13 protein-coding genes are annotated in these 14,881 nt (G+C 31.6%); 12 read left to right on the top strand and 1 reads right to left on the bottom strand.

The genetic code is table 11. The features are described from left to right. The first annotated feature begins 49 nt into the window (after positions 1-49). The 12 genes from rpoN to J2Z44_RS10105 all read left to right on the top strand — a co-directional run bounded on the left by rpoN (position 50) and on the right by J2Z44_RS10105 (position 14,487). A complete protein-coding gene (gene rpoN / locus J2Z44_RS10160; protein ID WP_021281482.1) occupies positions 50-1,432 on the top strand; it encodes an RNA polymerase factor sigma-54 in 1,383 nt (460 codons plus the stop codon). 119 nt (positions 1,433-1,551) lie between these two features. Then, on the top strand, positions 1,552-2,595 hold the full coding sequence (locus J2Z44_RS10155; protein WP_021281481.1) for a sugar-binding transcriptional regulator: 1,044 nt from the start codon (positions 1,552-1,554) through the stop codon (positions 2,593-2,595). 48 nt (positions 2,596-2,643) lie between these two features. Further along, positions 2,644-3,651 (top strand): type I glyceraldehyde-3-phosphate dehydrogenase, encoded by a 1,008-nt coding sequence (gap, locus tag J2Z44_RS10150; RefSeq protein WP_021281480.1) that lies wholly within the window; start codon positions 2,644-2,646, stop codon positions 3,649-3,651. Between the two features lie 189 nt (positions 3,652-3,840). Next, positions 3,841-5,037, top strand: a complete 1,197-nt coding sequence (locus J2Z44_RS10145; RefSeq protein WP_021281479.1) for a phosphoglycerate kinase — start codon at positions 3,841-3,843, stop codon at positions 5,035-5,037. A 25-nt stretch (positions 5,038-5,062) separates the two neighbouring features. Further along, positions 5,063-5,809, top strand: a complete 747-nt coding sequence (gene tpiA, locus J2Z44_RS10140; protein ID WP_031270906.1) for a triose-phosphate isomerase — start codon at positions 5,063-5,065, stop codon at positions 5,807-5,809. Between the two features lie 23 nt (positions 5,810-5,832). Then, complete coding sequence (gene gpmI / locus J2Z44_RS10135) at positions 5,833-7,362, top strand: 2,3-bisphosphoglycerate-independent phosphoglycerate mutase (RefSeq protein WP_021281477.1); 1,530 nt, start codon at positions 5,833-5,835, stop codon at positions 7,360-7,362. A 179-nt stretch (positions 7,363-7,541) separates the two neighbouring features. Continuing rightward, on the top strand, positions 7,542-8,840 hold the full coding sequence (gene eno / locus J2Z44_RS10130; RefSeq protein WP_021281476.1) for a phosphopyruvate hydratase: 1,299 nt from the start codon (positions 7,542-7,544) through the stop codon (positions 8,838-8,840). A gap of 117 nt (positions 8,841-8,957) precedes the next feature. Beyond that, positions 8,958-9,194 (top strand): preprotein translocase subunit SecG, encoded by a 237-nt coding sequence (gene secG, locus J2Z44_RS10125; protein WP_021281475.1) that lies wholly within the window; start codon positions 8,958-8,960, stop codon positions 9,192-9,194. Positions 9,195-9,485: 291 nt separating this feature from the next. Then, entirely contained in the window at positions 9,486-9,791 is a 306-nt protein-coding gene (locus J2Z44_RS10120) for a YerC/YecD family TrpR-related protein (protein WP_021281474.1), read from the top strand. A 164-nt stretch (positions 9,792-9,955) separates the two neighbouring features. Then, positions 9,956-12,196 (top strand): DNA helicase PcrA, encoded by a 2,241-nt coding sequence (gene pcrA / locus J2Z44_RS10115; protein ID WP_021281473.1) that lies wholly within the window; start codon positions 9,956-9,958, stop codon positions 12,194-12,196. A 38-nt stretch (positions 12,197-12,234) separates the two neighbouring features. After that, positions 12,235-14,217: an NAD-dependent DNA ligase LigA gene (gene ligA, locus J2Z44_RS10110; RefSeq protein WP_209649552.1), complete on the top strand. Its 1,983-nt coding sequence runs from the start codon at positions 12,235-12,237 to the stop codon at positions 14,215-14,217. Next, positions 14,218-14,487, top strand: a complete 270-nt coding sequence (locus tag J2Z44_RS10105; protein ID WP_021281470.1) for a hypothetical protein — start codon at positions 14,218-14,220, stop codon at positions 14,485-14,487. A 116-nt stretch (positions 14,488-14,603) separates the two neighbouring features. Here the strand turns inward: J2Z44_RS10105 and J2Z44_RS10100 are convergent, their stop codons facing one another. Next, complete coding sequence (locus J2Z44_RS10100; protein ID WP_209649541.1) at positions 14,604-14,837, bottom strand: hypothetical protein; 234 nt, start codon at positions 14,835-14,837, stop codon at positions 14,604-14,606. Between the last annotated feature and the right edge of the window lie 44 nt (positions 14,838-14,881).

Genomic DNA, 14,881 nt, shown 5'->3' with positions numbered 1-14,881 from the left:
AAAAGAAGTATAAATATGTTATAATATAGAAAGTTGTGGGGGTGAAGAAATGCACTTAGACTTTGGATTAAAATTAACTCAAGAACAAAAGTTAGTTATGACCACAGAAATGCAACTATCTATTAGACTTTTACAAATGTCTTCTTATGAGCTTATAGAATATGTGAACAAAGAAATACAAGAAAATATAGTTTTAGAGTATTCTAACAATAGTGAAATAGTAATTTCCGAAAGCAATATTGAAAAAGATGGAGTGAATCATAAAGAAATAGTTAAATACTTGGAGTTCGACAATTATAGCAGCAAAAGTTACAATATTAATAATTCTGAAGAAGAGATTTCTCCTTTTTCATTTATTAGTGTTAAGAGTACTTTAAAAGACTTTTTATATGAACAACTTTCAGAACTTAATTTAGAAAGTAGCAAATTAACCGTTTGTAAGTATATAGTGGAAAATCTCGATTCCAAAGGCTATTTAGATATTGAACTAGATTTAATTTGTGAAGAACTTGGTATTACTAAAGAGTTTAGTGAACAATGCTTAAATACAATTCAACACTTAGATCCTTGTGGAATTGGAGCACGGAATTTGAGTGAGTGCCTTATGATTCAAATTCATAGAAAAGGACTTTATCATAAGGATTTAGAGGAAATTATATTAAATAATTTAAACTTACTATCAGAAAATAAGTTTAGCGCAATTGCTAAGAAGATGAATATATCACCTTTGCAGGTGCAAAAATATGGAGATTTGATAAAAAGCCTTGAACCTAAACCTTCTAGAGGGTTTTACACAGGTGAGGAAATCACCTATATAATTCCAGATGCATATATACAAGAAGTCCAAGGAGAATATTTAGTTATAATGAATGAGAGTATAGTACCCAGACTTCACATTAACAATATATATAAAGAGGTAATAAGCTTAAGTGAAGATAAAGTAGCTATAGAGTATGTAAAGGAAAAAATAAATAGTGCATTATTTTTAATGAAAAGTATCGATAGCAGAAAGAGGACCTTACATAGAGTAATTAATGAAATTATAACTTTGCAAATAGAATACTTTAAGTATGGTGAGGAATATCTTAAGCCTATGACTATAAAATCAATAGCTATTAATTTAAGTTTACATGAATCTACTGTAAGTAGAGCAATAAGAGATAAATATATTGCTCTTAATACGGGAAAAATAATAAAAATAAAGGATTTGTTTACTAATGGGATAGCAGGGAATAAGGATAATTTTTCAACTCAAAATATCAAGAGGATAATAAAAGAAATCATTGAAGAAGAGAATGTAAAGAAACCTCTTTCAGACTCCAATATTTGCGAAATTCTTAACCATAGAGGGTTTAATTTATCAAGAAGAACAATTGCTAAATATAGGGAAGAAATGGGGATAAAGTCGTCCTCTCAAAGGAAGAGGCTTTAACTTAATAATAAATTATTAAAAATATTATTTACCTCTTCACAAATCATGGAAAGTATCGTACAATTTATATAGGGATAAAAATTGACCACAGGGACGTAACTTGTCCAAAGAGGTGTAATATGGAAGACATATTAAGATTACAACTAAAACTTATTCCTGAGCTAATAGAAGTTCTTAAAGTAAGATACAATATCTTAAGGAATATCAAATTTTATCAGCCTATTGGAAGACGGCTGTTAGCGAACAATGTGAATTTAAGTGAAAGAGTTGTAAGAAGTGAAACAAATTTCTTAAAGGAACAAAATCTTATCGAAGTTAATACTATAGGAATGTCAGTAACCAGTGAAGGAGAAGAAGTTTTAAAGGGACTGAAGCTATTTATTCGAGAAGTAAAGGGAATAGATGGTTTAGAGAAAGAAATAAAAGAAGCCTTAAATGTTAAGGATGTTTTAATAGTCGCTGGAGATGTTAACGAGGAGTCCTCTGTTTTAAATGAAATTGGAAAAGCCACAGCTAGTTATATAAAGAATATTTTGAAGGATGATATAGTGATTTCTTTGACGGGTGGCCAATCAGTTAAAAGAGTGGTGGATGAATTTGATAAGATAACTAAATTTAAAAACATTAAAGTTCTTCCAGGAAGAGGAGGAATGGCAAAGGATATTGAAAGCCAATCTAACACCTTAGTTCAAAGATTAGCTGACAAATTAGGAGCAGGTTATGAACTTTTGCATATGCCAGATAATTTGAGTCATAGTGCTTTTCAAACCTTGCTGAGAGAAAATGATATAAAGAAAATTTTTCAGCTTATTAGTCATTCTTATATCTTAATTCATGGAATTGGCATGGCAGAAACCGCATGTAAAAAAAGGAACCTGTCTGCAGATATAGTTGAGGAAGTGGAACACAATGGTGGGATAGGAGAAGCTTATGGCCATTATTTTAATATAGATGGGGAAATCGTTTACTCTATGCCTTTTGTGGGTATTTCCAAAGACCAGGTGGCTGATGTAGAGAATATAATTGCTGTAGCAGCAGGGGTAGAAAAATCAAAAGCCATTATAGCTGTAGAAAAAAATAGAACAAATAGTATTTTGATTACAGATGAAGCCACAGCTAGAGAGATAGCAAATATTTTAAAAGAGAAAATACTACTTGCATAAATCAAGTTATATGAGTAGGAAAAATATAAATTTTAGGAGGTAACTCAAATGATAAGAGTTGGTATTAATGGTTTTGGTAGAATAGGAAGAAATGTTTTTAAGGCGTTGGTTGAAAAGTATGGTAGGGACTTGGAAGTTGTTGCAATAAATGACTTAACTAATCCTAAAACTCTAGCTCATTTATTAAAATATGACACACTTTACGGAAAATTCAATGGCACAGTAGATGCAACTGAAAATTCAATAATAGTAAATGGAAGAGAAATAAGGATTTTTGCAGAAAAAGATCCAAAAAATATTCCTTGGGGATTACAAGGTGCAGAAATAGTAATTGAATCTACTGGTTTCTTTACTGATGCAACGAAAGCAAAAGCGCATATTGAAGCAGGAGCAAAAAAAGTATTGATATCTGCACCTGCAAAAAACGAAGATATCACAATAGTTCTTGGTGTAAATGAAGAGAATTATGATAATAATAAACATCATATTATTTCAAATGCATCTTGTACTACAAACTGTTTAGCGCCGTTTGCTAAAATATTAGATAGAGAGTTTGGAATTGTTAAAGGTTTAATGACAACAGTACACTCTTATACAAATGACCAAAAAATATTAGATGCTCCACATAGCGATTTAAGAAGAGCTAGAGCTGCAGCTGAAGCTATGGTACCAACAACAACTGGGGCTGCAAAAGCAGTATCTCTTGTTTTACCACAGTTAAAAGGAAAATTAAATGGTATGGCAGTAAGAGTTCCAACTCCAACAGTATCTATGACGGATTTAGTTTGTGAACTTGAGAAGTCTGCAACAGCTGAAGAAATTAATGCAGCATTCAAAAAAGCTTCTGAAGGTGAGTTAAAAGGTATTCTTGGATATACTGATGAGCCGCTAGTATCTATGGATTTCAAAGGTGATGAAAGATCATCTATTGTAGACGGTCTATCAACTATGGTTATGGATGGAAACCTAGTTAAAGTTGTTTCATGGTATGACAATGAATGGGGTTATTCAAATAGACTAGCAGACCTAACAAAATATGTTGCTGACAGACTATAGTATGTAATTAGATGAATCTATAATAATACCTAACAAAAATCTAGTTCTGTAGGTCGTCTGCAGTACTAGATTTTTAATTTTTTTAAACAAAATTAAATTGTTCGCTATTTAGAGGAATAAAAATAATTTGTAAATAAACTGCTAAATAATTTAGGTTCTCTATATTAAAAAAATAGGAGTGGAATAAAAATGTTATTTAATAAAAAAACTATAGAAGATATATCAGTAAAAGGAAAAAAAGTTTTATTAAGATGTGATTTTAATGTACCAATAGTAGATGGAGTAATTACAGATGAAAATAGACTAGTAGGTTCTATTCCAACTATAAAATATTTAACGGAAAATGGTGCAAAGGTAGTATTATGTTCTCATTTAGGAAAACCAAAAGGGGAAGCAAAAAAAGACTTATCCCTAGAACCTGTAGGGGTTAGACTATCAGAGTTATTAAATAAAAAAGTGCTTTTTGCTGACGATGATAACGTAGTTGGTGAAAATGCAAGAAACCTAGTAAATAACATGGAAGAAGGAGAGTGCGTACTTCTTCAAAATACTAGATTTAGAAAAGAGGAAACTAAAAATGAGGAAAATTTCTCTAAAGAATTAGCATCTTTATGTGATATATTTGTAAATGATGCTTTTGGAACTGCACATAGAGCACATTGTTCGACTGTAGGAGTAACTAATTTCGTAGAGATTTCAGTATGTGGTTATTTAATTCAAAAGGAATTAAAGTTCCTAGGTGATGCAGTAGAAAACCCAGAAAGACCTTTTACAGCAATTTTAGGAGGATCTAAAGTATCAGACAAGATAAATGTTATAAACAATCTTTTAGACAAGGTTGATAACTTAATTATCGGAGGAGCAATGGCATATACCTTCTTAAAAGCTAAAGGTTTTGATATAGGTAACTCAAGAGTAGAAGAAGATAAACTAGATTACGCAATTGAAATGATGAAAAAAGCTGAAGAGAAAAGTGTAAACTTATTACTTCCTTTGGATCATGTTATAGCCAGTGAATTTTCAAAAAATGCTGTTCCAAAAATAACAGACAATGAAAATATAGAAGAAGGCTTCATGGGATTAGATATTGGACCTAAAACAGTTGAACTTTATAGTAAGTGGATAAAACAGTCTAAAACGGTGATTTGGAATGGACCAATGGGTGTTTTTGAATTTGAGAATTTTAGCACTGGAACAAAAGCTATTGGAGAGGCAATGGCAAACTGTGGTGGAACTACAATTATAGGTGGTGGAGATAGTGCTGCTGCAGTTAATATCTTTGGAATGGGAGATAAAATGAGCCATATTTCTACTGGTGGTGGTGCATCTCTTGAATTCTTGGAGGGTATTGAACTACCAGGAATAATAGCATTAAATGATAAATAAGAATATAGATGGTGGAGGTAAAATTATGAGAAAGCCAATAATAGCAGGAAACTGGAAAATGCATAAAACAATAAATGAAGCAGTAGCTTTAGTGGAGGAACTAAAACCTTTAGTAAAGGGAGCTCAGTGTGATGTAGTTGTTTGTCCAACGTTTTTAAGTCTTCCAGCTGTAATAGAAGCGTGCAGAGATACAAATATTATGGTAGGTGCTCAAAATATGCACTTTGAAACAGAAGGAGCATTCACTGGTGAGGTATCTCCAAAAATGCTTAAGGAGCTAGGGGTAGAGTTTGTTATAATTGGTCATAGTGAAAGAAGACAGTACTTTAACGAAACCGATAATACTATAAATTTAAAACTTAAAGCTGCAATTAAACATGAATTAATTCCTATCCTTTGTGTAGGAGAATTATTAGAGGAGAGAGAAGCAGGAATCACAGAAGAGGTTTTAGCTAAACAGGTTAAGTTGGACTTAGCAGGAATATCAAGTGAAACGGTTAAAAATATGGTTATAGCTTACGAGCCAATTTGGGCAATAGGAACAGGAAAGACAGCCACTGCAGAGGATGCTAATGAAACTATCGGATTTATTAGGAGTGTAGTTGAAAAAATATATGGAAAAGAAGTAGCAGATAGTGTTAGAATACAATATGGTGGCTCTGTAAAACCATCAACTATAAAAGAACAAATGGAAAAAGAGCATATAGATGGTGGACTTATTGGAGGTGCTAGTTTAAAAGCACAGGATTTTAGTGCTATTGTAAACTATTAATTTATAAGGGTGGGAAAAATAGGATGCCAAAAAAACCAGTAATGCTTATGATACTAGATGGATTTGGTTTAAGTGATAAAGTAGATGGAAATGCAGTTAGAGCATCTAAAAAGCCAAATTATGATAATTTAATCAACAATTACCCAAGTGTTTCAATTTCTGCTAGTGGGCTAGATGTAGGCTTGCCAGAAGGCCAAATGGGTAACTCGGAAGTAGGACACTTAAATATTGGTGCTGGAAGAATAATTTATCAGGAATTAACAAGAATATCTAAAGAGATAAGAGAAGGAAGATTTTATGAAAATCAGGCTCTAAACTTTGCTATAGATAAAGCTATAGAAAGTAATTCTTCCTTACACTTGATGGGCCTATTATCTAATGGTGGAGTTCATTCACACATAGAACATGTTAAAGCACTTATTACTATGTGCAAGAATAAGGGTTTGAAAAAAGTATATGTTCATGGATTCCTTGATGGAAGAGATGTGCCACCTTCTTCAGCTCTTGAGTTTATAAATTATTTAGACGAACACATGAGAAAAGAGGGAACAGGTAAGTTTGCAACAATCTCCGGTAGATATTATGCTATGGATAGAGATAATCGTTGGGAAAGAGTTCAGCTTGCATATAATGCAATGGTAAAAGGCGAAGGAAATATAGCTGAAAACGCTCAGAAAGCAGTGGAACTAGCTTATCATGATAACAAAACAGATGAGTTTGTAATTCCTACAGTTATTGTAGAGGATGGAAACCCTACAGCTACAATAAAGGATAAGGATTCAGTAATTTTCTTTAACTTTAGACCTGATAGAGCAAGAGAACTTACAAGAGCACTTAATGATAAAGAGTTCTCTGGATTCCAAAGAGATAATTTAAATTTAAATTATGTTTGTATGACTCAATATGACAAAACTATAGAAAATGTTGAAATTGCGTATAGAGCTGAAAGTTATGTCAATACTTTAGGTGAGTATGTAAGTAAAAATGGCTGTAATCAATTAAGAATAGCGGAAACCGAAAAATATGCTCATGTAACTTTCTTTTTCAATGGAGGTATTGAGGCACCAAATAAGGGGGAAGATAGAGTTTTAGTTCCTTCTCCAAAGGTTGCAACCTATGACTTACAACCTGAAATGAGTGCTTATGAAGTAACTACAAAAGTTATTGAAGCTCTTGATGAAGACAAATACCATATGATTATATTAAACTTTGCTAATCCAGATATGGTAGGGCATACAGGTATAATAGAAGCAGCTATAAAAGCCATAGAAACTGTAGATGAATGTTTAGGTAAAATAGTAGAGAAAGTTCTAGAAAAGGATGGAACCGTATTTATTACTGCTGATCATGGAAATGCTGAAACAATGATTGACTATTCTACAGGCAAACCTATGACAGCACACACTAATAATCTTGTTCCCTTTGTCTATGTTGCGAAAGATGCCAAACAACTAAGAGAAGATGGTGTTTTAGCAGATATTGCTCCAACTATGCTTCAAGTTATGGGATTAGCACAACCCGAAGAAATGACAGGAAAATCCTTGATATTATAAAGAGCATAACGGTTGGATAATAATAATATTTAATATTAAAGTATAATTAGTTTAGGATTAATGCACAATAGGAAAAGCTTTCAAAATTAAGTTAAACCCTGTTGTGCATTAAATTAAAAATATAAATTCAGAATATTTTTAAAGCTAGTACAATTTGAAAATTGTCAGGAGGAATAATTATGAAACAGTATGTAGAAATTATTGACGTTTATGCTAGACAAATATTGGACTCAAGAGCCTTTCCAACAGTAGAGGTTGAAGTAGTTCTTGAAGATGGAACTATGGGAAGAGCAGCAGTACCTTCCGGTGCATCTACTGGACAATTTGAAGCAGTAGAGCTAAGAGATGGAGACAAAGATATTTATAATGGTAAGGGTGTTATGAGTGCTGTAGACAACGTAAATAACATCATTGCTGAAGAATTAATAGGAATGAATGTATTTGATCAAGTAGCTATAGATAAGACTATGATTGAGCTTGATGGTACAGATAATAAAGGAAAACTTGGCGCTAATGCAATGTTAGGAGTTTCTCTTGCCTGTGCTAGAGCAGCAGCAAGTTATTTAGGCCTTGGACTATACCAATATATTGGTGGAGTTAATGCTAAAGTTCTTCCAGTTCCAATGATGAATATATTAAATGGAGGTAAGCACGCAGATAATAACGTAGATTTACAAGAGTTTATGATTATGCCATGTGGTGCATCTTCTTTTAGTGAAGCTCTAAGAATGAGTGCTGAAGTATATCATGCATTAAAAGGTATATTAAAATCAAAGGGATTAGCAACTGCTGTTGGTGATGAGGGTGGTTTTGCTCCAGACTTAGCATCTAACGAAGATGCTATCAAAGTAATTATGGAAGCTATAGAAAAAGCAGGTTATAAGGCAGGAGAAGAAATTTTCATAGCTCTAGACCCAGCATCTTCTGAGTTTTTTGAAGATGGAAAATATAACTTAGCTGGAGAAGGTAGAGTACTTACTCCTGAGGAAATGGCTAATTACTACGTAGAACTTTGTGAAAAATATCCAATAATCTCAATTGAAGACGGTATGGCAGAAGAAGATTGGGAAGGTTGGAAGCATATCACTGAAAAATTAGGCAATAAAATACAATTAGTTGGAGACGACTTATTTGTTACAAATACTAAGAGATTAGAAATGGGTATAGACAGAGGTGTTGCCAACTCAATACTTATAAAACTTAACCAAATAGGAACATTAACTGAAACTATCAATGCTATAGAGATGGCAGCAAGAGCTGGATATACAGCTGTAGTTTCCCACAGATCAGGTGAAACTGAGGATACTACTGTGGCGGATTTAGTTGTGGCAATGAATGCTGGACAGATAAAAACAGGAGCTCCAGCTAGAAGTGAGAGAGTTGCTAAGTACAATCAACTGTTAAGAATAGAAGAAGAACTAGGTGAAATGGCTGAGTACAGAGGGTTAAAATCTTTCTATAATATAAGAAGAAAGTAATTTATTTTAGCAGAGAGAATTAATTCTCTCTGCTAATTTATTGTAAAAAATTTATTACTATGTTAAAATGATGTATATACTTGTAAAATGGCAAAATTGCGACAAGGGGGTGTACATATGATGGTAAAAGTGCTTATGGCAGTACTTGTTATATCAGCGTTAGTTGTTATGGTATCAATAGCCTTACAACCAAGCAAAACAAATGGTCTTAATAGTTTAATGACAGGAACTTCTGAAACTTTCTTCTCTAAAAATAAAACTAAAACTCGTGAATCTTTTTTAGCTAGATTAACCATTATTTCATCAATTGTATTTGCATTATCAGTTATTTTCATAAATATACAAATACGCTAAAGTAGTAATCTACTTTAGCTTTTATTTTTATTACAATTTTCAAATTAGCTTTAACGTTTTAGTACCCTTAATTGTATTTTATAAACTAAATTTAATATTAAATCTATATTAAGTTCTAAAACAAATAAGTAATTTGTATGGAAGGGAAGCTTGCATCCACTAATTCTTGTTCATTGTATAAAAACTACAATTATATTTGAATAAAATAAATATTCTGTATTTACACTTTAAAACATTAAACTTATAATAAAGATATAAACGTAACAAAAGCTTGAGTTAGGGGGATAAACCATGGGAGAGTTTAAGTCTAAGTTTGAAAGCAGGGAAATGGATTTTTTATTTGAAGGCATTGCTAGCTTAAAAACTAAAGAGGAGTTCTATAAATTTTTTGAAGATATATGTACAATAAATGAAATAAAAGCCATTGAACAAAGATTGCAGGTAGCAAGAATGTTAATGGAGAAAAGAACATATTTAGATATTGCAAGTACTACAGGCGCAAGCACAGCTACTATTAGTAGGGTAAATCGCTCATTAAATTATGGAAATGATGGATATAAGATTGTTTTTGATAGAATTAAATGGAAGGAAGAGTAAGTATAAAAATAATTACATAAAAGATACAATTGTAAGCCAAGCTTATAGATATTATATTTTTAAAGCGACAATGTCGCTTTTTTTGTTTAACCTATTAAAAATATGATATAATTAAGGATAGTGCAAATTTAAACTTATTATGGTTTAAGTTAGGAGTGATTTAAATGGACTTAAAAAAATTATTAAATAAGGAACAATATGAAGCAGCTATCACTGTAAATGGGCCTTTACTTATATTAGCAGGTGCAGGTTCTGGTAAAACCAGAGTATTGACTTATAGAATTGCCCATATGATAAAGGATTTAAACATATTTCCATCTCAAATATTAGCTATAACATTTACAAACAAGGCCGCAGGAGAAATGAAGGATAGAGTAAGGTCACTAGTTGGAGATGTAGCTGAAAACATGTGGGTATCTACTTTTCACTCAAGTTGTGTGAGAATACTAAGAAGAGAAATAGATAAATTAGGTTATAATAAGAATTTCACAATATATGATACCTATGATGCTAAAACTTTAGTAAAACAATGCATGAAAGAATTAAATATTAATGAAAAAGATATTACAGATTCGGAGATAATAGGAAAAATCTCAGCTTCAAAAAATAATATGATTTCTGCTGAAGCCTTCAAAAAGGAAAACGAAAGTGATTTCAGAAAAAATAGAATTGCTGATGTGTATCTACTTTATCAAAAAAGGCTAAAAGCTAACAATTCTTTGGATTTTGATGATTTAATATTTTTAACAGTAAAGCTTCTCAAGGAACACGATGAGGTAAGAGAATTTTATCAAAGAAAGTTTAAATACATAATGGTGGATGAGTATCAAGATACAAATAAATCTCAATATGAACTAGTAAAATATTTGATCAATGAAAATGAGAACATTTGTGTAGTTGGAGATGATGACCAATGTATATATGCGTGGAGAGGTGCTGATATTACCAATATTTTAGACTTTGAAAAGGACTTTCCAAATGCTAAAGTTGTAAAGCTAGAGCAAAACTATCGTTCAAAATCCAATATTCTTCAAGCGGCTAACATGGTTATTAAAAATAATGCTCAAAGGAAGGAAAAAGAACTTAGAACTGAAAGTGAGGCAGGAGAGAAGCTTAAGGTTTTCAGAGGGTATAGTGATATAGATGAAGGAAACTTTGTAGCAAATGAAATTAAAAGGCTGGTAAAAGAGGAAGGAAGAACCCTAAAGGACTTTGCCGTTTTATATAGAATGAACTCACAGTCTCGTATATTTGAAGAAACCTTCAGACGTGGAGAAATCCCATATAAAATCGTTGGTGGACTTAAATTCTACGATAGAAAAGAAATTAAAGATATTATGGCTTACTTAAAATTAGTGAATAACCCATTGGATGATATTAGCTTAAGAAGAATTATAAATGAGCCTAAAAGAAATATAGGGGATACTACTGTTGATAAGGTTCAAAGCTTTGCTAATGAAGGTGAAGATTGTATGTACAACACCCTTTTAGATTCAGAATTTATACCGGGATTATCTGCTAGAGCTGTCTCATCCATTAATAAGTTTACAAGTTTGATTAATAGTTTTATAGCAAGAGCAGATGAAACTCCAGTATCTGAATTAATTATGACTATATTAGAAGAGAGCGGATACATGACTGTTTTGAAGGCATCTAAGACTCCAGAGGATGAGAGTAGAATAGAGAACTTAAAAGAATTAGTATCTGATGCAGTAGCCTTTGAAAAAAACTCAGAAGATAAATCTCTAGGAGCATTTTTAGAAAAGGTTACATTAGTATCTGATGTGGATAACTTAGAAGATGAAGACAATTCAGTAGTAATGATGACTGTTCATAGTGCGAAAGGATTAGAGTTTCCCGTTGTATTTTTAGTAGGTATGGAAAATGGAATTTTTCCAGGAATGTCTTCACTTAATAGCTTTACTGAAATGGAGGAATCAAGAAGGCTTTGTTACGTGGCTATAACTAGGGCTAAGGAAGTTTTGTATATTACCTCTGCTGAACAAAGAATGGTATTTGGAAGAACAGTTGCTTACTCGGTTTCAGATTTTGTAAGTGAAATCCCTCCAAGTTTAAAAGAATTAATTGGTGGAAAATCGAGGGCTGTAAATGTCCTCAAAAATAATGAAAATAAATCATTTAATAATAATCCACATACCTTAAAAAATATGCAAGCTAGTTATGCTAAGGAAGTGGCAACTTCAATAATAAATAGTGATGATAAGAGGGAAAATATTCAGATAGATCAGGTTACTGTAGGAAGAAAGGTTAAGCATAGCAAATTTGGAACGGGAACAGTAGTTTCAGTATCTGGAGATGGTACAGATACTATTGTGACTATAGCCTTCAATAGCATGGGAATAAAAAAACTTATGCTTTCTTCATCACCACTAGAACTTATATAGATACCTAAGGAGGAGATAACTTGGAAAAGAGATCTAGAATGCTAGAACTTATTGAAGAATTAAATGAATACTCCTATGAATACTATGTTTTAGACAATCCTTCTATTTCAGATGTTGAATATGATAAGAGATATGATGAATTAAAAGTCCTAGAAAAGGAACTAGGGGAAGTACTACCTTATTCACCTACTCAAAGAGTCGGTGATGTAGTACTTCCAGAGTTTAAAAAACATTATCATAAATCACCTCTTTGGAGTTTAGATAAGGCACAAAGTATAGAGGAATTAAAAGAATGGCACAATAGAAATTTAAAAGCCATTGATGAGTACAATAGAAATAATAAGCATCAGCTCCCTCCCTTAACTTATGTTGTAACTAAGAAGTTTGATGGATTGTCAATTAACTTAACTTATGATGAGGAGGGTGTATTAGTTACAGGAGCTTCAAGAGGTACTGGAGAAGTTGGAGAAGATATAACAGCACAGGCAAAGACTATAAAATCTATACCACTTAAAATCAAAAATTATACGGTGACAGAAATTCATGGTGAAGCTATTATGACAAAGGCTGCATTTGAAGAATATAACAGTAAGGCTAGTGTCCCACTTAAGAATTTACGTAATGGAGCAGCAGGAGCTTTAAGAAACTTAAATGTAAAGGAAACAGCAAAAAGAAATCTATCAGCATTTTTTTATGATATAGGATATAAAGAAGGAGAACAGTTTCAAACTTATAAAGAGATGATGGATTTCATAAAAGAAATGGGGTTGCCAGTAGACTCTTATTTTAAATCTTGTAGTAATTTTCAGGATATAGTTGAGGAAATTAAGTATATCGAATCTATAAGAACACAGTTAGATTACGATATCGATGGAGTTGTAATTGCTATCGATGATATTAAAACAAGAGAGCATTTGGGATATACAGTTAAATTTCCAAAGTGGGCCATTGCATATAAATTTGAGGCTGAAGAAACAACAACTACTCTTTTGGATGTAGAGTGGAATGTTGGAAGAAGCGGAAGAGTAAGTCCTACAGCTTTATTAGAGCCTGTGGAATTAGGTGGAGTTACCGTGAAAAGAGCTACCTTAAATAATATGGATGATGTACATAGAAAAGGTGTGAAAATTGGCTGTGAAGTGTATATCAGACGTTCTAATGATGTTATACCAGAAATTATTGGAGTCGTAGAGTCAACTTTAGAGAAAGCTATAGGAATTGAACAACCTGAATATTGCCCAAGTTGCGGAACAAAGCTTGTACAACAAGGCGTACATCTATTCTGTGATAATACTTTGTCTTGCAAGCCACAAATGGTGAAAAGTATGGTACACTTTGCTAGCAGAGATGCTATGAATATAGAAGGCTTTAGTGAAAAAACTGCAGAACAACTTTTTGAAAAATTAAATATAAAATCTATTCCAAATTTATATAAAATAAAAAAAGAAGAGTTATTAACTCTAGAAAAGTTTGGAAACAGGAAAGCAGATAATTTATTAAATGCTTTAGAAAAAAGCAAAAATTGTGATTTAGCATCTTTCATTTATGCTCTTGGAATTCCTAATGTAGGTAAGAAAACTGCAAAGGATTTAGTGAAAAACTTTAGAAATCTTGAGAAACTACAGGATGCTACTTTTAATGATCTCGTTGCCATTGAAGATATTGGAGATATTGTTGCAAAAAGTATTATAGAATTTTTCAAGTCTAATGAGGTTAAAAATAATATAAAAGAACTCTTAGATTTAGGAATTACACCTTATTTTGAAAGTAAAGAAATTAAGGAAGAAAGTATCCTAATGGGAAAAACTGTAGTTATAACTGGAACTTTAAATAATTTTACAAGAAACGAGATAAAAGAAAAGTTAGAAGGTTTAGGAGCTAAAATATCTAGCAGTGTAAGTAAAAAAACAGATTATGTTTTAGTTGGTAGTGATGCTGGATCTAAATATGATAAAGCAGTGGAGCTTGGTGTAAAAATACTTTCAGAAGAGGACTTTCTTGCCATGGTTGGAGGGAGATAAGTGAAAAGAGCAATTAAATTGATTCTTTGGGCTTCTATGGTGGTTACTATAATAATAATAGTGTTAACTATTTTATCCATGTATAGTATCCACTATATTAAGTTTTTTCAGAATTACCATCCCTTTCAAGTATCATTGTTTTTTACTCTTATAATATGGAGTCTAGAAATAATTATAAATAAAAAAGGTAAAAACTATATTTTTTATGGAATTACTTTTATAGTCCTAGCTAACTTAATATTCTTGTTTATGTTATGGGGAGTAAAATAATAAATATAGAATAGTACTAATACAAATAAAAAAAGATAACTGAGTTAAGTACATCAGTTATCTTTTTTATATAAATATGTAATTAAATTTATGGTATAGAATCCCAATTAAGCAAATTAATCTTCTTTAATTTCTGAAAGGGAAGAACTATCTTGAGTAGTCTCTTTTTCATAGAAATTTTTAAAGTTGTTTGATAGAGTATGAATGTTATGAGAAACTTTTTCTAATAAATAATTCCTATATCTAATTTGGCTATATAAATAGTTAAAGAGAATAAAACTCCAAATGCCAATAAAGGTAAATGTAATTATAGACACAATAATTAGTATTTTTAAGATTATATCTAACATGGGTACCTCCAAGTAAATATTAATATGTAATTTTTAAATAAAAT

Source organism: Clostridium punense (genome assembly GCF_017874425.1).
Lineage (GTDB): Bacteria > Bacillota > Clostridia > Clostridiales > Clostridiaceae > Clostridium_J > Clostridium_J punense.
The sequence above is the reverse complement of the archived record's forward strand: the minus strand, read 5'-3'. Positions and strand labels throughout refer to the sequence as shown.

Coding starts and splice junctions, on each gene's coding strand:
- rpoN (WP_021281482.1), top strand. CDS start 50: ATGCACTTAGACTTTGGATTAAAATTAACTCAAGAACAAAAGTTAGTT.
- J2Z44_RS10155 (WP_021281481.1), top strand. CDS start 1,552: ATGGAAGACATATTAAGATTACAACTAAAACTTATTCCTGAGCTAATA.
- gap (WP_021281480.1), top strand. CDS start 2,644: ATGATAAGAGTTGGTATTAATGGTTTTGGTAGAATAGGAAGAAATGTT.
- J2Z44_RS10145 (WP_021281479.1), top strand. CDS start 3,841: ATGTTATTTAATAAAAAAACTATAGAAGATATATCAGTAAAAGGAAAA.
- tpiA (WP_031270906.1), top strand. CDS start 5,063: ATGAGAAAGCCAATAATAGCAGGAAACTGGAAAATGCATAAAACAATA.
- gpmI (WP_021281477.1), top strand. CDS start 5,833: ATGCCAAAAAAACCAGTAATGCTTATGATACTAGATGGATTTGGTTTA.
- eno (WP_021281476.1), top strand. CDS start 7,542: ATGAAACAGTATGTAGAAATTATTGACGTTTATGCTAGACAAATATTG.
- secG (WP_021281475.1), top strand. CDS start 8,958: ATGATGGTAAAAGTGCTTATGGCAGTACTTGTTATATCAGCGTTAGTT.
- J2Z44_RS10120 (WP_021281474.1), top strand. CDS start 9,486: ATGGGAGAGTTTAAGTCTAAGTTTGAAAGCAGGGAAATGGATTTTTTA.
- pcrA (WP_021281473.1), top strand. CDS start 9,956: ATGGACTTAAAAAAATTATTAAATAAGGAACAATATGAAGCAGCTATC.
- ligA (WP_209649552.1), top strand. CDS start 12,235: ATGCTAGAACTTATTGAAGAATTAAATGAATACTCCTATGAATACTAT.
- J2Z44_RS10100 (WP_209649541.1), bottom strand. CDS start 14,837: ATGTTAGATATAATCTTAAAAATACTAATTATTGTGTCTATAATTACA.